Source organism: Thermicanus aegyptius DSM 12793, assembly GCF_000510645.1.
Taxonomy (GTDB): Bacteria; Bacillota; Bacilli; order Thermicanales; family Thermicanaceae; genus Thermicanus; species Thermicanus aegyptius.
The window spans coordinates 1,111,824-1,128,927 of record NZ_KI783301.1 but is presented as its reverse complement, the minus strand read 5'-3'; the positions used below and the strand labels follow the sequence as shown (position 1 = coordinate 1,128,927).

The 17,104-nt window shown below is 44.2% G+C and carries 22 protein-coding genes and 2 pseudogenes; 1 reads left to right on the top strand and 23 read right to left on the bottom strand.

Annotated elements, in window-relative coordinates; all coding sequences use genetic code 11:
- Positions 1-297: 297 nt before the first annotated feature.
- Together THEAE_RS0106080 and THEAE_RS0106075 are read right to left on the bottom strand one after the other, a co-directional pair.
- Complete coding sequence (locus THEAE_RS0106080) at positions 298-1,248, bottom strand: sporulation-delaying protein SdpB family protein (RefSeq protein WP_028986848.1); 951 nt, start codon at positions 1,246-1,248, stop codon at positions 298-300.
- A complete protein-coding gene (locus THEAE_RS0106075) occupies positions 1,241-1,771 on the bottom strand; it encodes an SdpA family antimicrobial peptide system protein (RefSeq protein WP_052329795.1) in 531 nt (176 codons plus the stop codon). The genes THEAE_RS0106080 and THEAE_RS0106075 overlap by 8 nt, the downstream gene beginning before the upstream one ends.
- Positions 1,772-1,924: 153 nt before the next feature.
- On the opposite strand from THEAE_RS0106075, the gene THEAE_RS0106070 reads away from it, so the two are divergent.
- On the top strand, positions 1,925-2,212 hold the full coding sequence (locus THEAE_RS0106070) for a hypothetical protein (RefSeq protein ID WP_028986846.1): 288 nt from the start codon (positions 1,925-1,927) through the stop codon (positions 2,210-2,212).
- Between the two features lie 165 nt (positions 2,213-2,377).
- Here the strand turns inward: THEAE_RS0106070 and THEAE_RS0106065 are convergent, their stop codons facing one another.
- From THEAE_RS0106065 to THEAE_RS0105970, 21 genes and pseudogenes are all read right to left on the bottom strand, one after another.
- Positions 2,378-2,716 (bottom strand): SdpI family protein, encoded by a 339-nt coding sequence (locus tag THEAE_RS0106065; protein ID WP_028986845.1) that lies wholly within the window; start codon positions 2,714-2,716, stop codon positions 2,378-2,380.
- A 193-nt stretch (positions 2,717-2,909) separates the two neighbouring features.
- Positions 2,910-3,275 (bottom strand): SdpI family protein, encoded by a 366-nt coding sequence (locus THEAE_RS0106060; protein ID WP_028986844.1) that lies wholly within the window; start codon positions 3,273-3,275, stop codon positions 2,910-2,912.
- 181 nt (positions 3,276-3,456) lie between these two features.
- The gene (locus THEAE_RS23375) at positions 3,457-3,609 is read right to left on the bottom strand and encodes a hypothetical protein (protein WP_156920561.1); all 153 of its coding nucleotides are present in this window, start codon (positions 3,607-3,609) and stop codon (positions 3,457-3,459) included.
- A 3-nt stretch (positions 3,610-3,612) separates the two neighbouring features.
- Positions 3,613-3,807, bottom strand: a pseudogene (locus THEAE_RS23370) (IS3 family transposase); the annotation flags it as partial.
- Between the two features lie 284 nt (positions 3,808-4,091).
- A complete protein-coding gene (locus tag THEAE_RS0106055) occupies positions 4,092-4,634 on the bottom strand; it encodes a sporulation delaying protein family toxin (RefSeq protein WP_028986843.1) in 543 nt (180 codons plus the stop codon).
- A gap of 132 nt (positions 4,635-4,766) precedes the next feature.
- A pseudogene (locus THEAE_RS23840) lies at positions 4,767-5,146 on the bottom strand (transposase); the annotation flags it as partial.
- A gap of 514 nt (positions 5,147-5,660) precedes the next feature.
- A complete protein-coding gene (locus THEAE_RS20135; protein WP_084213450.1) occupies positions 5,661-5,828 on the bottom strand; it encodes a type II toxin-antitoxin system RelE/ParE family toxin in 168 nt (55 codons plus the stop codon).
- On the bottom strand, positions 5,821-6,069 hold the full coding sequence (locus THEAE_RS0106035) for a type II toxin-antitoxin system Phd/YefM family antitoxin (RefSeq protein WP_028986841.1): 249 nt from the start codon (positions 6,067-6,069) through the stop codon (positions 5,821-5,823). Before THEAE_RS0106035 ends, THEAE_RS20135 begins: the two co-directional genes overlap by 8 nt.
- Before the next feature lie 228 nt (positions 6,070-6,297).
- Positions 6,298-6,813 carry an SEC-C metal-binding domain-containing protein gene (locus THEAE_RS23490; RefSeq protein WP_028986840.1) on the bottom strand — a complete coding sequence of 172 codons (516 nt, stop codon included), beginning with the start codon at positions 6,811-6,813 and terminating at the stop codon, positions 6,298-6,300.
- A 34-nt stretch (positions 6,814-6,847) separates the two neighbouring features.
- The gene (locus THEAE_RS0106025; RefSeq protein ID WP_028986839.1) at positions 6,848-7,171 is read right to left on the bottom strand and encodes a hypothetical protein; all 324 of its coding nucleotides are present in this window, start codon (positions 7,169-7,171) and stop codon (positions 6,848-6,850) included.
- Between the two features lies 1 nt (position 7,172).
- Positions 7,173-7,844: a response regulator transcription factor gene (locus THEAE_RS0106020; protein ID WP_028986838.1), complete on the bottom strand. Its 672-nt coding sequence runs from the start codon at positions 7,842-7,844 to the stop codon at positions 7,173-7,175.
- A 23-nt stretch (positions 7,845-7,867) separates the two neighbouring features.
- Positions 7,868-8,770, bottom strand: a complete 903-nt coding sequence (locus THEAE_RS0106015) for a DUF5808 domain-containing protein (protein WP_028986837.1) — start codon at positions 8,768-8,770, stop codon at positions 7,868-7,870.
- A 160-nt stretch (positions 8,771-8,930) separates the two neighbouring features.
- A complete protein-coding gene (locus THEAE_RS22895; RefSeq protein ID WP_028986836.1) occupies positions 8,931-9,146 on the bottom strand; it encodes a hypothetical protein in 216 nt (71 codons plus the stop codon).
- Between the two features lie 240 nt (positions 9,147-9,386).
- Positions 9,387-9,722, bottom strand: coding sequence for a type II toxin-antitoxin system RelE/ParE family toxin (locus tag THEAE_RS0106005; protein WP_028986835.1), 336 nt, complete (start codon positions 9,720-9,722; stop codon positions 9,387-9,389).
- A complete protein-coding gene (locus THEAE_RS0106000; protein ID WP_028986834.1) occupies positions 9,715-9,969 on the bottom strand; it encodes a type II toxin-antitoxin system prevent-host-death family antitoxin in 255 nt (84 codons plus the stop codon). The genes THEAE_RS0106005 and THEAE_RS0106000 overlap by 8 nt, the downstream gene beginning before the upstream one ends.
- A 252-nt stretch (positions 9,970-10,221) precedes the next feature.
- Positions 10,222-12,036 (bottom strand): M56 family metallopeptidase, encoded by a 1,815-nt coding sequence (locus THEAE_RS23365; RefSeq protein WP_052329794.1) that lies wholly within the window; start codon positions 12,034-12,036, stop codon positions 10,222-10,224.
- A complete protein-coding gene (locus tag THEAE_RS0105990) occupies positions 12,033-12,392 on the bottom strand; it encodes a BlaI/MecI/CopY family transcriptional regulator (protein ID WP_005588504.1) in 360 nt (119 codons plus the stop codon). Before THEAE_RS0105990 ends, THEAE_RS23365 begins: the two co-directional genes overlap by 4 nt.
- 678 nt (positions 12,393-13,070) lie before the next feature.
- Positions 13,071-13,730 carry a reverse transcriptase domain-containing protein gene (locus THEAE_RS20120; protein ID WP_342665770.1) on the bottom strand — a complete coding sequence of 220 codons (660 nt, stop codon included), beginning with the start codon at positions 13,728-13,730 and terminating at the stop codon, positions 13,071-13,073.
- A gap of 99 nt (positions 13,731-13,829) precedes the next feature.
- The gene (locus THEAE_RS0105980) at positions 13,830-14,843 is read right to left on the bottom strand and encodes a site-specific integrase (RefSeq protein WP_028986833.1); all 1,014 of its coding nucleotides are present in this window, start codon (positions 14,841-14,843) and stop codon (positions 13,830-13,832) included.
- Entirely contained in the window at positions 14,830-15,816 is a 987-nt protein-coding gene (locus THEAE_RS0105975; protein ID WP_028986832.1) for a tyrosine-type recombinase/integrase, read from the bottom strand. The genes THEAE_RS0105980 and THEAE_RS0105975 overlap by 14 nt, the downstream gene beginning before the upstream one ends.
- A complete protein-coding gene (locus tag THEAE_RS0105970) occupies positions 15,809-17,044 on the bottom strand; it encodes a site-specific integrase (protein WP_028986831.1) in 1,236 nt (411 codons plus the stop codon). The genes THEAE_RS0105975 and THEAE_RS0105970 overlap by 8 nt, the downstream gene beginning before the upstream one ends.
- Between the last annotated feature and the right edge of the window lie 60 nt (positions 17,045-17,104).

Sequence of the window (17,104 nt, the reverse complement as noted above, 5' to 3'; positions counted from 1 at the left end):
ACTAGCAAATAGGGTTGCTGAACGAGTCACAGTGTTACTGCCACTCAGTATTTTCCGAGTTGGAGAGTTCGAAGTCACACGAATACCTATGGGATCCATCCGGAAAAAATGGTGCAGCTCTTAAATATCCAGTGCACTTAGGATCTGACGTTGAAAAGGGGGCATTTCCGTCGCTGCTACACCGTGCCCACTGAGCCAACCTCGATTCACCGGCTCTCATCGGCAAACGCCCGGTCGTTGAGCGCCTTACACAGATGAGATGTTGATTCCCGGCGTACTAAAAGAGTGGAACAGCCTCTAAAGTGCTGGATTGTTCTGTAATTCCGTATATACGTCTTTTCTATTAAACCATTTGCTTAACCACTTAAGCCCCAACATCTTTTCTTCTGGTACATATGAAACGATCAAGCAAGCAATCATCGTGAGAGAGAACGTCCAAAGACCAAGCAAGACCGCGATTCCCAAGTGTAAGAACACCCCTGAAGCGAGAAAGTACTTCCATCTATTCTTCGGAGCCAAAAATCCAAAAGCAAGGAATAACTCTACGATAGTTACGCCCCAAGTAATAAAAAATACAAAGGGGGAGGTCAAGATCGGGTTTAACAGTGATTTCATTGTCTCGGTGATACCGAGCATCGGTATCTGAAAGAAATAGTAAACAGCCGTTCCGTCTAACCACTCAGGATTTTTAAGTCTTTCAATAGCAGCCTGCCCGTATAAGATAGAGAGCTGTAGACGCGCGAAGGTAATAAAAACATGAGCTCCCATAACTTTGTATAAATAGGCTGCACTTCCTGCCCTGGTTTCGGGCATTGACCAATGCCACTTACGATCGTCCAAGAGAGTAATGGGTAAAAGAATAAGTGTCATCACGGTTAGAACTTGTTCTCCCCCGTCTAAAAGGATGGCACTATTAAACACTGAAAACGCAATCCAGAAGTGAATAATCCCAGTGATTCTTGGTCGCCATCCAGACATAACAATCAACATAAGGATCACTATGATCCACCGGGCGACCTCCAGGTGATTCGGAAACAAGTTAAAAAAGGATATCTTCTGCACAAGATTTTGACTCATATCGATTTCTGAGAGCCCTTGAGCTGGTCGGAAGAGCCACTCAGTTTTATTGAATAAGAAGAGCAAAAACGTGGAAAAAGCCATCATGGAACGAGCAAGTCCGTACACGTTGGTGAATGGATTATTTGCAAGGGCAAAATTTATCATTTTTTCATTTATCCTCTTAATCAACGACATTCACCTCAACAATCTTAGCTGGGGCATCTTCTTGCTTTATCAAGCGTGCCCAAGTCCACGGTACGATTTGATATTTAACTACAAAATATTTCCCGCTTATCATGGCATTAGGGGTCGGGTTTTTTACTGTAATTATTCTTCCGTGGTATGATTTGATAGCCTCTTTCAGATTACCTTCTGTCTGAGTAAAATCATTTTCTTGAAGTTCTGCAGACACAATCCCGACCTCCAGCCCTTGTGCTCGCCCTTTTCGCAGAAGACCGAAAAGATTACTTAGACTGGCGTTAGGCCAATCAACTGCCAGATTGCCATTTTCGTCGTATAAGATAATTTGCTCTTCTCGGGGAGAGATGGAATAAAATCCCCAACCTTGTGGAAAAATCTTACTTATCGTCATATTCTTTAATACACGTGTTGGATTGTTGGGAAGCGTGAGCTGAAGGGCACTCAAAAGAAAGACTAACAAGCCTGCACTGATTACAACCACAAATAAAAACAGATTTGGCCTTCTTTCCATATCAACACCTTCTTGCTAAAAATGCAATATTTATAAAAAAGGGCTTTTTTCGAAATCCCTTTTTCTCTGGACCTTCAGCACGAATCCAATCGGCTTGGTGGTTCGGCATTTCCATGATATGGTTTATCAACCACATATTGGACGGTTCAGGCCATGCTGAACCACGGGCAGGTTCTGGGTTATCAGGCCCAGGAGCCCCGCCTTCGATCGCATTCCGCTTCGGACACGCTTCGAATCAAGCTCCTCATGCGTTCTTGCTGTCTCTCCCGCGCCCTCCCCGATGCCATTGCCAGCATCACGCACAAAGCAAAACCGAAGCGGGCCCGCATCTTGGCCAGCCCAGCAACGGCAGGAGTGGTACAATGGGTCGTCGAGATCACTCTATCGACGAATTTGCCCGAAACCACTCCCCACTCCCCTCAAAACCCCTGGCTTTCCTGAAACCATTGGAGGAAAGTTTTCGGGCCCCTTCTCTTCACCCCTTATCCGTCTTCACCTTTTCAGCACCAAAAAAGGCTCAAAAACCTGACTCCCTCGAAACGAGTTTCGTCGAACTTCTCCATCATCGAGGTGAATCCGCATATTGTACATTCAAAAGCTTACTCTTCACTCCTTATATTCATCTTTTTTACTCAATACATAGGTCTGTATACTTATAAATATGGTATTTGCGACTATCATCCCTACACCGAGCAGTATAATCAAAAGTGGGTTATCTTTTATGGTCCAAGCCACAACTAAAATGCCGATTGACGTAGTTACCGCAGTAATAAACCCAATCTGTTGACTCGCATGCCAGATTTTCATATTTTTCATCGTCCAAGGAAGGCGGAGACCAAGCAGAGAGTTCGGACCAACTTTTAATGAGAGTGCTGCAAGAAGAACTTGGAGCACCGCTATGATAGTCATGGCGACAGCCGCAACAGTATTTGGTTCGATGATCAAAACCTCCTCCCTCAAGGAACGTAGTATGTTCTCCGTTTTTCTCACTCAATCGCACGATTTCACATTCGACTAATTCCATCCTACTTTAAAATCTCCGTTATTGCCGCCCACTTTCTTGGGTCCGTTGTAGAGTTTCGTAGACTTCTCCATCATCGAGGAGAATCCGCATATTGTACATTCAAAAGCTTACTCTTCACTCCTTATATTCATCTTTTTTACTCAATACATAAGTGTATATACTTATAAAGATGGTATTGACAACTACCATCACTAAACCGGCTAAAATGGGCAGTATAATCAAAACTGGATTATCTTTTATGGTCCAAGCCACAACTATGCTCCAAGCCACAACTATAATACCGATTGACATAGGTACGAAAGTAATAAACAAAATTTGCTGACTGGCCTGCCAGATTTTCTTATTTTGCACCGTCCAAGGAAGGCGGAGGCCTAGAAGAGAGTTCGGACCGAACTTTAATGAGAGCGCTGCAAGAAGAACTAGGAGAACCGCCGTGATAGTCATTATAATGGCAGAAATAACAGTATTTTGTTCGATCATCAAAATCTCCTCTCTGAAGGAAAGCAGTATTTTGTTTCTTTTACTCATTCAATCACACGATTTCGCATTTGACTATTCTGTGATATGGTCCCTAATGTCAAGAAAATTTTTTGGCATTTTTAAAGTGTGTTGGAATTCCTGAATTTGGATGTGTACACCGAACCTGTTTTCCATTTCTGGATTATCCCCCGATCACTCTGATGGAGGGGTATCCTTTAGGCTTTGCTACCCACTCTAGGGAGGAGGCCCCCTTCGGTGAAGGGGGCCAATCCCCGACACACTTCCCGCTGACCACATGATGGGAGTACCCGTCCAGGATCGCTACCAGGTACATTCACCCATGCGCCATGCAAATGTATGGGATGTCAATATCCCAGACGCGGTTCGGACTCTCAATCTGCAAGGCGGGCAATAGGTAAGGGCTACCCCGGTGTGCTTAAGCGAGCCGGCGAAGGTCCGGTACTGGAGTAATTCCCGCAATCCCCATCTCCCGCATAGGACGCTGGACGGCCTTGTGGTTGACGTTCCAATGTTAGCTGCGTAATATGTGCTCAGGCGACCGACCTACGCATACAATTCTTGGATCTTATCTTGATATGCTGCACGACTTTTGGTAATCGATATGAACCTGCTTCCCCCCTTCTTGTTATCTAGTTTCTTGCTTCCATTATATATCCCCACTTGGCTGTCTACGAAGCCGATATGATGTCCGCCACCAGTTGTTCTTTGTCAAAATCGCTTGCATGCACAGATGCTGATTGTGGCCAGTATACTGCTTGCCATACGTATTGAACACTGGTAAGAGCCAGGTACACTTCAAACGCGCCGACATACAAGGCAATAGCTGTGTTTTGAACTGCCGCTGCCAGGTAGTACACCACGGTAATCCCCAACACCCAAGCCTTCACCCCTCACGGGGTTTTGGACTCCATCCGCTGTCTTTAAGTCTAGCTCCTGTGCGTGATCATGAATCGCTGTGTAAATAAGTTTACCGCCCTTTTGGAGTGCTTGATCGATTTTATAAGGGTCCTTTGAATAAACCGCTGCAGCTAGCTCATCCAAGTAACCAGGATCTTCCTTCGTAATCAACCGCGTGATCTTGTCTATCGCGTTTTTGTATTCCTTGGATCTCAATATTTCTCGTTGTTTATCAGAGAAATTCTGAAAGATGTCTTCGAACACTTTATTTCCAAATTCGCCGTACCCAAAAAAAATACCTTGGAAAATTTGATCCTTGGAATATGTGCCTTCACCGTTGCCTTGGTAAGCATCCGCTGAACGATTACCTACGACACCTTCGGTGCTGAGAACGAGTATAGCAATGAGAAAAATATAGATCATTTTCTTCATTCGTGACATCCATTCGCACCTCCCAATTTGTTCCCGATTACGACCCAAGATTATCAACTCTCCCTTGAAAATCAACCGCCGGCAGCTGGGTCAAGTCCTAAATGTGGTGTAAATTCTCCCCTCCCCTGTGATTGCATTATGTTAACCAACCTTTCGGACGCTCTGCTGTGGCTCCGCTACCTCCTTCTTCCTACGCTCCTCCCGCCAGATGTAATCGTCTTCCATGTCAAAGTACCGGTGACCAGATTGCCATTTCTCGTCAATCTCCATCAGTTAGGCACCTAGAAGCCGTATCGCCGAGTCTCGATTCGGGTAGATTCGAATCCCCCGATCTCGCCTGCGGATTTCCTCATTAAGGCGCTCCTGACCGCCCGTAGTACGGAAACGTTTCCTGTTCCGTTCTGGCAGCTCCAGTACTGCCGTGATGTCATCAAACTTGACTCGAGGATAACCACAACCTTTTGTACTCTTTCGCTATAATAATCTTCCACGACTTGCTCCATCAACAAACGAGCTGTCCTCGCATAGAGTACTATACTCTCTTTATGACTCTCGCCTCTTTTAAATTTTATAGATGCCATCTTGCACGCTTTAATATTATCACGTTTTCCCATATCTGTGTATTGAAATAATTCGGTTTTTTTACCCTCAAAAATTAGGTTTTTCAGGCTCTATATCGGAAAATTTTCCAGATTCGTGCCTAATATTAATTATAGAATTGGCAAATCGAAAAATTCTGTTATGTTTCACTATCTTTGTCCAGGCTTTTGTTAGACCTATTTAATTTGTGCTTTTTCTTCTCTTTTAGCATCCTAAGTTTAAAGCTACGCAACCCCATTTCTACCGGGTATTAAGAGTAAAACATGACAATCTGCCAGCATCGCGCATAGTGCAAGTCCGGTTCTCATCTTCACTTTTTCCATGTCTCGAGGCGAAAGCTCGAATCCAAAGGATACGTCAAGCCGGCTGTTTACGCGCTCTACCGCCGTTCGTTTGGCGTATTCGTTTTCCCACTTGTAGCTGGATCGGTCTAAATTACATATTCAAAACCATTCCGGGATGTTCTGCCAACCCACGAATCTTTTTGGTGATTTTAGACACAAGATTTTTAGCTGCCTGTGGGTTGCAGAGTTTCTTAGAGATGCTCTCCTTAATTTCTGTTAAATCATCTTTAGCTTCTGGCGAAATTTTCAGTTTATACATCATCAATCCCCTGTTCTGCTTCCACTTCCTCTATAGTCATCCATCCTTTCTCTTTTCCAGACAGTTCTCCTTGGGCGAGCTGTGACATCAGCTTTAACGAAGCCTTTAATTTCTCATATTCATAGATATCAACCATAACATATTTGCCTCTGCCATTTTTTGTTAAAAAGACCTGTTCACCTATGGTAATGTCCCATAGGACTTTTTCATCTTCATCTGCTACCTGTCTCTCTTTTGCCATACCAAATCTAGCTCCTATCGCTCAGTCATCCCTCAATCGTCTGATTCTACATAAAAATAGAAAACTACGCTTCCAACATCATTGATCAAGGCGATTATACTCCAAATGAACGGTACTTGATTGATCAGCGATAAAGGTCCGCATTAAAAATCACCCCATTTTTAATGAAAGAGGTCGTTACCTTTTTGCAGTACTTGTAAGTATTCTCCGCTTAAATATACGATCACGTTACTTTCCACAACATTTCTTGAATTTTAGACCACTTCCGCAAGGGCACGGATCATTTCTGCCTACTTTTTGTTTCGACTTCATATCAATCATTTCTGCTTTTCTACCAATTGCAAAAGGAACATTAGGCAAAGGCTTGAGGTTCTTCTTTTCCTTCTCGAATAGTTCATTGGGAGAATACCCTTTTAAAATCCATTGGCGTAAATCATTCGTAAAAGCGGTTATCTTTTGCATGAACTCGTTTAATTCATCAATGGACAAAATTTCAAATTCCTTTTGGATCATTTCGATCAAATCCGCTGTCTTATCACCGATCAAAACTTGATTTGCACAGGTTCTGGCGAATTTTTCGATCTCTTGTTCCGTAATTTCGAAATGAGTTTTTAGGTATCGATTTAGTTGATGATACCCTTGGGTTTTATCCAGATACTCCTTTTTCCCGCGGCTTACATTTTCTCTCCCAAACTTACATTTTGGTAAGCTTCCCTTATTCGGCCAGGATATCCGGATGATCAAGTCCGATCTTCACTTTGGTTCCTCTGCCGATCGTTCACTTTTGATCCAGAATATGAACCAAGTCTTGATAATCCTTTTCAATCAGGTCTCTGGCAAGGGGGAATCGAACATCGGTCATCGCGATGCTGTTTCTTAATTTGGTAAGGATGATATGTTTCCTGTAAAAGGAGACCAAGTGAACACTCCCGATGATGATGTGAAAAACGGTGGTGAGGAGGACGGCATAACCGACCGCTTCGAAAGGCAAGGCATAGAGGGAGAAGACCAAGAGAAAGATGCCGTACGAAGCCAGGATAACGATGAGATGAATTCTATTCCCTTTCAAATAGGCGCCTACGATGCTTATCCATTCCTTCATATCACTCCACCATATATCCAAGCCCTTTTTTGGTTGTAATGAAATGGTCAAGTCCGGATTCCACCAGCTTTTTCCGCAGGCGGGCGATGTTTACGGTCAAGGTATTGTCGTCAACAAAGGCATCATTCTCCCATAGACGTTGCATGATCTCCTCGCGGGAAACCACTTTGCCGATGTTCTCCATCATCAGTTGCAGAATCTTAAACTCATTCTTCGTCAACTCGATTTTTTGATCCCGATAGATGAGCGTCGCATCGCTTAGGTTTAAGAGGATGCCGCGATGTTCGATGACATTGATTTGCCCTTGAAAAGAGTAAGTCCGCCGCATCAGCGCTCCCACCTTTGCGGTTAGTACATTTAAATCAAAGGGCTTGACGATAAAATCATCCCCGCCCATATTGATGGCCATCACGATGTTCATATTGTCACCGGCGGAGGAGATGAAGATGATCGGCACTTTAGAGATCTTGCGGATTTCGCCGCACCAGTAAAAACCGTTAAAAAACGGAAGCACCACATCCAATAGCACCAGATGGGGAAGAAAGCGAATCACCTGTTCCGTAATATTCTTAAAATCGGTGACATAGGTCACGTCATAATCCCATTTGCTGAGATGATCTTTGATCGCTCGCGCAATCGTCAAATCATCTTCAACGATCATCACTTTATACATGAAGATTCCTCACCAAACTTCCATCAATGATCGCCACTCAGTTCCTGCAGTTGCTCGAACAGCCGTCGGGTCAGAACCGGGTCTTTCTCATTATAAAAAATATAGACGTCTGCCAACTTGATTTGAATGTAGGGTGGGTTGTTCTTGAAAATGTAAAGCCTCGACTTCCCCAGTCCATCTAAGCGAAAATCTCCCCGCGCAGATTGGTCGGTCGCTTCCCCGTTAGTTTTCACGCCGGACGGCACTTCGTCCACGAGCGCCAATTGCTCTATATCGGCAACCGCAAAGTCATATGGGTAAAACAGATAATCAATTTTAACGTGACGATCCGGCGTAATCGTCAATGTTGGCGCCGTAAACTCCGACACGATCACCATGAAGGATACGCCCAGCACCACCGCGGCAAAGAGCGCCAGGATGCATCCCATGATGATTTTCCCGCCCAAAGTGCCCGTATTTACGGTAAGCCCGATGCCCACGCGCTTTTCCACAAAAAGACGCCGATCGTTCGGATTATGATAGGTGAATCCGTTCGCCCAATATTCATCGTCATCTTGATCTGTATACCAGCCGTTGGCCCGTTTCAAAGCAAGGGTCTCCCGGAAAGCCCGACGGAAAGGAATGACCATGACGACAAAAAAGAGAATGAACCATACAAAAAAATAGATCAATTGAAAAGCGAACCATGCCTGCAACAGCACAAAGGGGATCAGCAATAGCCCCATCCCTACGCCGATTTGAATCATCTGCTTGTGAAAACGGGACCGTATCCGCCGAATCTCCGCATGTTCCATGGCATGAGCAGGCAATTTAATCGCAAAGAGCATCCCCTGCTTGTCATTCGATTGCGAAAGGTAAGTAGCCAACATCACAATGTAGCTGATAACGACGGGAAGCAAAAGGATGAGGGTAAGGATTTGAATCATCCTTTCTATCCTGTATGAATATATTTTCATTATAACTATATACGTTCATCGACATCTTCGTTTCATCGTATTCAGAAATACAAAAGGGCATCCATTCTCCTCAAGCCATGCAAGAAACCCTAGAAGAAAAAGCCGGTATGCATGATCCACGATCACCAATTTACAATAGCCCCAACCAAGGCACCTGATCCACATCGGCTTTTTCCCAATATTCAAGGAAACCAATCAAGTTCTGATCCTCTTTCTTAAAAATCCCTATAACCTTTCTTCCTGTTAACTCTGCGATATGTAAATCCCGCAACATTTGTTCTTTTGTATAGGTGCCTATTCCATCATTTGTACCCTCTGTCAAGTTAACATAATCGGGATTAGACATATAAACCTGTTAGAGGCAATCTACATGAATTGCTTCAATGGGTTTTATGTGAAGTCGATTGGTCGAAAACATTAGTAACTCCTCCCTGCGACTGATGAAATTTTATAAAAGCATGCTCCCAATCATCCATGGCGCAAAGCCTGGGTGACCCCCAAACCCAACTCCATGAAATAGCTTAAATCAAATGAGTGTTTACAAATTCAAAATATGACGTACAATTATATAGGAAAACATAAGACCTCATGATGAATTGTTAGATGCAGTGGATTCACCGAACAAAATACGCGTATAATCTCGCCTACCGTATAAGATTCTTGACACGAATACAATTCCATCTTCGTATCTGTAAAATATCAAGTAATTGTCACAAACAAGGAAACGATAGTCTATCTGTATATCTAGGATAGAAGATAACGGCGCGCCCATTCCGGGATGTTCCGCCAACCCACGAATCTTTTCGGTGATTTTAGACACAAGATTTTTAGCTGCCTGTGGGTTGCAAAGTTCCTTAGAGATGTACTCCTTAATTTCTGCTAAATCATCTTTAGCTTCTGGCGAAATTTTCAGTTTATACATCATCAATCCCCAGTTCTGCTTCCACTTCCTCTATAGTCATCCATCCTTTCTCTTTTCCAGACAGTTCTCCTTGGGCGAGCTGTGACATCAGCTTTAACGAAGCCTTTAATTTCTCATATTCATGGATATCAACTATAACATATTTTCCTCTGCCATTTTTAGTTAAAAAGACCGGTTCACCTATGGTAATGTCCCGCAGGACTTCGTTGTAATTCCTTAAATCGGATATGGGTTTAATGTTTGGCATGGATCACAACTCCCTTCATAATTATGATTATACACTTTTATTCGTAAAATTCTACATTAAATTCATCTAAATATTCTATGCAATCCTGATGATTCGGATCAAAAACTAAAATGATCGATATTCCACTCTCCCATCGGAATACTGTGCATATCTGCCTTTCTCCCTTGAATGGACCAAATCATCCCGATGCCATGGCCATCAGTTGCGATTGACTGACGTCTGTTATCGTTGTACCGGAAAGCTGGATCATCGTCATTTGGGCTCCATTGGCCAAAGGGGATGATTCTTCAGAATTTCCTCCACTTCTTCAAAGCCCGTCCGGAAGGCATCATTGTAGCGGGGCGGCAGCGCAAAGACGTATACGGAATTGCTTCCCAGTTTGCTCGGACCGATGGGCGCGGCACTCACGGAAAAATCCCCATTTTGAAGATCATTCCACTGCTCATGCGTGAAAACCATAATGGGGATGTCCTGGCGCGGGTTCTTCTGAGTCCAGTCCGGATGCCGTATCAAAAGCTGTGGGCCGGTTTCAATCCTCTCTCCGCTGCTCGTACCCTCCCATTGTTCCTCAACGATAGAATATCCTTTCCAACTCTCCGGCAGGTAGAAGTAGAAGCCATACCGCGTATTTTTATAAACCACGGGGCTTTGCTTAGCATATCCACCGATGGTCACGCCGCTGATCAACCAGCGGTCGTTTACCTTCTGGACTGCAACAGTGACCGGGCGTTTAGCGGCAACTCCACCGTTGCCCAGCTCAACGCTTGTGACCTCGATGATTTCTCCGTAAACCGTATATTGGTTCATATCGCTCATTTCCGCCCTCAAAATAACGATACGGTCAGGCCATGGACTGGATACCTCGCGGCCGGGGGCGCTTTGTGGATCATCTTTCCATTTTTGCAGCAACTCAGGCGTCACATATTGGCTGTAATTCTCTTCAATGCTTGTTGCTACCAAATCCTTGGGGGCGGTGAGGGAGACCTTCTGGAGCGTCTTCCCGAAGGCTTCTACCAAAGCACGGACTTCCTGTTCTTCATTTTTTTGATCTGATCCGTCACCGATCGCATTTGTCTCCGTTGTGGGAGTGTGGGCAGGCTCCGTTTTCGGATTGGCTATAAACGCAACAATGACTACGGTAGTGATAGCCACCGCAAGAATCATCAACAAAAATGCAGGTTTCTTATAACTGAGGACATTTTTTATCCTTGCTCTCACATGGCTCTCACCAAAGGCCAACGGATTGGACGAGAGAAGACCTGACCTTTTTATGGAGAGCGATAGCAGAGAGCTGGAGTAACCGCCCTTTGCGCCGTCACCCAGTTTACGTAGTACGCTTTCGTCGCAGGACATCTCCATATCCCGACTCATCAGCACAAAGGACAACCATACAAACGGATTAAACCAGTGAAGAATCAGAGCAAGAAAGGCAAGCGGCTTAATGAGATAATCGCGCCTGCGGATATGCGTGCGCTCGTGCTCCAATATGTAAGAAAGATCGGTCTTTCCAATATTCACAGGGACATAGATTTTCGGGCGGACAAAGCCGAATACGAAGGCCGTGTCGATGGCATCGGTTTCAAAGAGATTCCCTTCCACAAGCGTCGCGGTTTGAAGCCTTCTCTTGATTTTTAGATAAGATATCATGCTGTAAAGAAGGAACACAATCACTCCTGCGATCCAGATGAAGCTCAAAACGGTCATCCATATCTGCATGGGATGAACACTTGCGGCCGGGACAGCTTGGAACAAAGGGGTGGTCTCCGCATTGTCGGCACTGTCGATCCCTGACTCGATCGCGTCTATTTGCGGGAAGTCAACTGGATGAGGCACATATTTCGCCACATCCGCAAATTGTGGGTTGTACATCAACGTTAAAATGCTCAACTCCGAAGTAAAAGAGAATGGGCAGAGGAGCCGGAAAAATACGGCAGCCCATAAAGCATATGAAAATACCTTTGGCGCTTTCCTAAGCAGCAAGCGGACAAGAAGCACACCAAGAGTCACAAAGGAGGCAGTGAGGCTCATGTTTAAAATCGTTGTGAATAAATTTTGCAAGCCATTCATTTTACCGCATCCTCAATAATCCGCTTCAATTCCTCAGCTTCCTGTTCGGAAAGTTTGCGATCGCTAAGGAAGGCGGTCAAGAATTTGGGCAACGACCCGTCAAAGGCTTTTTCCAGCATGGCTCTGCTTTCATATCTCTGTACATCCTCGCGTTTAACGAGCGCAGTGACGGTCGCATCCCTGTTTTCCAGGATACCGCGTTCGCAAAGCTTTTTTAATACGGTGTAAGTGGTAGATTTTTTCCAGCCCAATTTATCGGCACATAACCTCACAAGATCGGTAGAATTGATCGGCTCGTTGTCCCAGATAAGGCTGACGAACTTATACTCCGCATCATATAGCTTATATTTTTCCATTCAAACATCCCCCTTAGGTTTATTGCAATAGACCTCACTACAAGTCTAAAACAATAGACCTTAATTGTCAATCATGATCTCACAACTTTTCGTGGCAGCCGTCAAGCAGCGCACCAATGTTTTTTCATCTGCTTAAAAATTAAAACCTGCCGCAAAAAGGGACAGGTTTAGATTTCGAGTTTTCCTTCGCATTTTCGTTTCTGGCGGGGGAATGATCTCATTTTAAATTGAACACTTCACCTTCCATATCTCGCCAAAGTGTGTCTTTTGTAGCAGAATGCTGTTCCTCCACCGAAAAAATGCGTTCATTCACATTGTATCGTGCAAATTTAACTATGTTAATAATTGGTGGTTTGAGTTTATTATAACTCAAATTTCGCAGCTTAATTTTCCGAACAAACCCTTGATATAACTGGGCAAACTCGAAATCGATTGCTGGAGTTGCCAAAAAACGGCGGACTGATCTCGTTTGAACTTGGCTGTTGTGAACTCCAACAAGAAAGCAATGAAGCGTTGCAAAGCGGTTTTTCGAGGGAAAATTCTAGTCCTATCAAGGTTCGTACAGATTTTCAAGGTGGTCGAGTAGACGTGAGCCTCACAGCTCACGCCCCTCACAGATCCGTACGTGCCCAATTAAGGCATACGGCTCCTCATATCATCCTTTACAAAGTTGCTAGATCAGCCATAGATATTCACATATATTTTGGGCTCGGGTAAAGGGTTACGTTTCAGAAAGAGATTGAATTTGTCATACGTGAAGCTTCTTCTCTGGCTTCTGCGATTTAGCCATTTAAACAACGCTTTGGTAATCTGAAATTTGTATACGGACAGCGCTCGGCTATTGTCGGTTATCCCATAATAGCGATAATGTCCGATCAGCTTGGCCCGTATTGTTTTCATTATCTCCTTCACGTCTTGATGGCGTTCTGCTTTCAGCCATTCTTTGAATGCTTTCACTTTTGCCTTAAACTTCTTTCCGCTTGTTTTCCTCTTTACTCTGAATTTACCCTTGCTGCTTTTGCTGCAGTAGTGAGTAAACCCTAGGAAATCAAACGTCTTGGGCTTTCCCAGTCCTTTTCGCTTCCGGTTTTCTGCGGCAAAGCGTCCAAATTCCAGGATTTTCGTTTTCTCTTCTGCAATTTGCAGGTCGAATTTGGCCAGTCGCTTAATTAACGCTTCGTAGAATCGCTCTGCATCGTCCTTGTATTGAAAACAGCACACGTAATCATCGGCGTATCTGATCATATTTGCGTCGCCACGGCCCGCTCTTTTTACTGCAATCTCGAACCATAAATCAAGAGCGTAATGCAGGTAGAGGTTTGCAAGTATCGGCGAAATCAGGGACCCTTATGCAAAGAAAAATATTATGCAAAGTAAACTTGATTAAGACGCTAAATAAAAGGATTTTCACTCCATTTACTTTGCATAATATCTAGCCTACTTGAGTTCGGACAACCATGAAAGCAGTGCCTGATCCTTACTCCAGTCGGGAAGATTGTTGTCAATCAGATCAGGATAGGCATTTTCAATCGCTTTCCTTTTCGTTTCGGTATCTGCTCTGGCGTAAATTTCTGTCGTTTTTAAATCAACATGACCAAGGAAATCACGGATGTATATGAGGTTTACACCTGCCTGTAGTAAATGCATAGCCTTCGAGTGCCTGAACATATGAACGTTCACTTTCGGAGGCACAAGCGTTGAAGTTTTCCTTGCCGATGCAACATATTTTGAAATAATATAAGCAACCCCTTCCTTGGTCAGCTTGTTATGCTGGTTATTTGTAAATAAGGGGTATTCACTTTTCCATGGTTTATTCAGCTTGTTTTCAAAAATGTAGCGTTCCAATAAAGACACGGTATTCTTCATGAGGGGAACACGTCTTGTCTTGTTTCCTTTTCCAGTCAATACAATGACGGATGGCGCCTCCAGAATAACGTCTCTTACCTTTATATCGATGAGTTCCTGTACTCTGGCTCCTGTATCATACAATACGCTCATAAGTGTCAGGTCACGGCGGCCTTTCAGGCAGTTCCTATCGGGCTGTTCCAGCAGCAGTTTCATCGCCTCCGGAGTTAAATGCTCCACCACAGTTTTCTTTGCTTTTTTTGAAGGGATGGCGATGACCTTTTGAAAGTGGAATAGACCGGAAGGTTCCTCAGCCTGGACATACCGAAAAAAGGAATGAATAGCGGCAAGTCTCTGGTTTCTGGTAGAGATGCTGCACTTTCTATCGTTTTCCAGCCATTCCAGAAAGCCAGTAAAGAATTCCCTTGAAAGTACCTCCATGGTAATCCGTTCTGCCGGGATCCTTTTTGTTTCCTGACAATACTTGATCAAAAGTTTAAACGTATCACGGTAGGAACGGATGGTGTTCTTGCTAACATTTTTCTGAGATGGGAGGTATACCGAAAGAAATTCGGTAAGGTGCTGCGCAAAATCAGTCGGTTTCATTGAGAGCACCTTCCAGTTCAGGAATCATTCCCGGATACCGAGTTTCCAGTTTCAAGGTAATGTCGGGAAATACATCCGCAGTCAGGCGCAGGTAATATGCGGTTTCTTCAAAGGAATCGTGTCCCATGTATGTTTTAAGCACCGGAAGATAGACGGTTAAATCTTTTTCCTGTTCAGACCATTTTTTCAGGGAGTGAACCGCATACGTATGGCGAAAGTCATGAATCCGTGGGCCTTTCCCCCTGCCGCCATGTGAAATGCCTGCACGCCACAGAAACCTGCGGAAGTTTTTGTATACATTCTGAATCGTCATCGGTTTACCATTCAGTGCCGGAAAGTAATATTCTTCTGCTTTTGAATAAGGATGTACCATTTGCGAATAATGCCGACAGCGTTCCGTAAGAGAAACGGACATGGGTACCAGCCTGCTGTTATCTTTTTTAGAATGATGAATGGTGAGGATTCCGTTCTCGAGGTCAACATCCGCTACTTTGAGAAGCCTTGCTTCAGATACCCTTAGCCCACACATATAAATCATGCGGAAGAAAACGGGCATAATCAGGTGTCTGTATGGACATTCGCAGCAATATCGGCATTTGTCGGTTTCAGCAAAGAACCTTGTCAGTTCATCGGCGGTATAAATATACGGCATATATGGATCTTCCGTAGGATAATACCCTTTCGGAAGGATATAGGCTTTAACCCCGATGGAATCCAGATATTTTCCGAACTGGCGGATGATCGATGCACGAGAGCATTGGTTTGCCTGTGCCTCGTACGTTTTTTTGCTGCACCAATCCAAGACAATCTCCTTCGTAAGGGCAGTGGCATCAGGATATTTTTCCAACGTAAATCGGTCAAAACGTTTCAAGTGGCTTGCATCTGTATCGTATTTATAACCGACAGCCCGTTTCAGTTCTACGTGATTTCGGATATGGTCTTTAAAAGGACCTTCATAAATGATTTCATTCATGGCCAGTTACCTCTTCAAAATCAAGGGAACATTCCTTTAGCTTTTTCATGTCAACCTTCAGATAGACGGCTGTGGAGTCAGTATCGACATGGCCGAGGATATCTGAAATCGTGGAAAGCGGCGTGTCTTTTTCAAGGAGCATACTGGCCATGGTGTGCCGAAGGGAATGCATTCCTCTTCGTTTTTTCAAGGTAGGGAGGTGTGCCAGTTCCATGTATCTTTTAATCAACTGATTTAAATGGTCGTCTTCTGAAAATGGGCCGAATGGTGCCATATGCCTGACAAAAATAAAGGGACTGTCGATTTTAGGCCGACCGTACCTGAGATAGTCGATCACGGCCCAACCTACCTCCGGTGTCAGTGGAAGAGACAAGGGTTCCCTTGTCTTGGATTGAGTGAACACCAGCTTCTTCTCTTCCCAGCGGAAGTGCTCCATTTTCAGATTTTTAATGTCTGTACAACGTAGACCAAGACAGCATGCCAGCAAGATGATGGCGTAATCCCGTTTTCCTTTTGGGCTTCCTCTGTCAATGGCAGTGATCAGTTGTTTTAATTCATCCGCTGTCCATACGGATGGAATACGGGTCTGTTTTCTGGCTTGGACCATTGGCGTCTTTGCAGCAAAATCCGTCTGTATTTCTCCGGTTTCCAGAAGAAAGCGGAAAAAGGCACGCATAGAACAAATATTTTGTTCCACCGTTTTGTAGGTGTAACCGGCCAAGGTTTTAATGTAGTCGTTAATCAAGGTGAGATTAATTTCCTTACAATCCGTAACGCCATGGGAAGAAAGATAATCCATGAATCGGGCAGACTGTTTGACGTAATGGTCGGTAGTGACCTTGGAATAGTCCTGATCGGCACAATATTGCTTGAAATGATTGCGGATCTTGATAAAATACGGATCCGTCAGGATTTCCTTGTGCTTGTAATACCGGCGTAAAACGGTATGGTGCAGTTGAAAATCCCCAATCATGCGAATAATACGCAACTCTTGTGTTTCCGACTGTGAAAGTGTGCGATTGAAATCTTTTTCCAAGATGCGAAAGTGTTTTTCAACAAAATCAATTCCCAATCGTTCGGAATAGTACATTTCACCTCGTTCCTGTGCAAATTGCAGCAACTGCTGCCATCGCCTGCGGTAAAACTTCATGGAGCCTTCGGTATAGCCGAGTCGCAGCATTTCCTGCTCCAGGTCATGAAGCAGTTCAGTCAATGATTTCTTTGGCATCAAGCATTCCTCCAAAAATGATAATTGGAGCATCAAGCTCCTATTACCATCTTCGGATAT

Coding starts and splice junctions, on each gene's coding strand:
- THEAE_RS0105970 (WP_028986831.1), bottom strand. CDS start 17,044: ATGCCAAAGAAATCATTGACTGAACTGCTTCATGACCTGGAGCAGGAA.
- THEAE_RS0106060 (WP_028986844.1), bottom strand. CDS start 3,275: ATGATCGAACAAAATACTGTTATTTCTGCCATTATAATGACTATCACG.
- THEAE_RS23375 (WP_156920561.1), bottom strand. CDS start 3,609: ATGTACCTGGTAGCGATCCTGGACGGGTACTCCCATCATGTGGTCAGC.
- THEAE_RS0106025 (WP_028986839.1), bottom strand. CDS start 7,171: ATGAAGGAATGGATAAGCATCGTAGGCGCCTATTTGAAAGGGAATAGA.
- THEAE_RS0106055 (WP_028986843.1), bottom strand. CDS start 4,634: ATGTCACGAATGAAGAAAATGATCTATATTTTTCTCATTGCTATACTC.
- THEAE_RS0106075 (WP_052329795.1), bottom strand. CDS start 1,771: ATGGAAAGAAGGCCAAATCTGTTTTTATTTGTGGTTGTAATCAGTGCA.
- THEAE_RS0105990 (WP_005588504.1), bottom strand. CDS start 12,392: ATGGAAAAATATAAGCTATATGATGCGGAGTATAAGTTCGTCAGCCTT.
- THEAE_RS0106070 (WP_028986846.1), top strand. CDS start 1,925: ATGCTGAACCACGGGCAGGTTCTGGGTTATCAGGCCCAGGAGCCCCGC.
- THEAE_RS0105980 (WP_028986833.1), bottom strand. CDS start 14,843: ATGAAACCGACTGATTTTGCGCAGCACCTTACCGAATTTCTTTCGGTA.
- THEAE_RS0106015 (WP_028986837.1), bottom strand. CDS start 8,770: ATGATTCAAATCCTTACCCTCATCCTTTTGCTTCCCGTCGTTATCAGC.
- THEAE_RS22895 (WP_028986836.1), bottom strand. CDS start 9,146: ATGTCTAATCCCGATTATGTTAACTTGACAGAGGGTACAAATGATGGA.
- THEAE_RS20135 (WP_084213450.1), bottom strand. CDS start 5,828: ATGTATAAACTGAAAATTTCGCCAGAAGCTAAAGATGATTTAACAGAA.
- THEAE_RS0106000 (WP_028986834.1), bottom strand. CDS start 9,969: ATGCCAAACATTAAACCCATATCCGATTTAAGGAATTACAACGAAGTC.
- THEAE_RS0105975 (WP_028986832.1), bottom strand. CDS start 15,816: ATGAATGAAATCATTTATGAAGGTCCTTTTAAAGACCATATCCGAAAT.
- THEAE_RS0106005 (WP_028986835.1), bottom strand. CDS start 9,722: ATGTATAAACTGAAAATTTCGCCAGAAGCTAAAGATGATTTAGCAGAA.
- THEAE_RS0106020 (WP_028986838.1), bottom strand. CDS start 7,844: ATGTATAAAGTGATGATCGTTGAAGATGATTTGACGATTGCGCGAGCG.
- THEAE_RS23365 (WP_052329794.1), bottom strand. CDS start 12,036: ATGAATGGCTTGCAAAATTTATTCACAACGATTTTAAACATGAGCCTC.
- THEAE_RS0106035 (WP_028986841.1), bottom strand. CDS start 6,069: ATGGCAAAAGAGAGACAGGTAGCAGATGAAGATGAAAAAGTCCTATGG.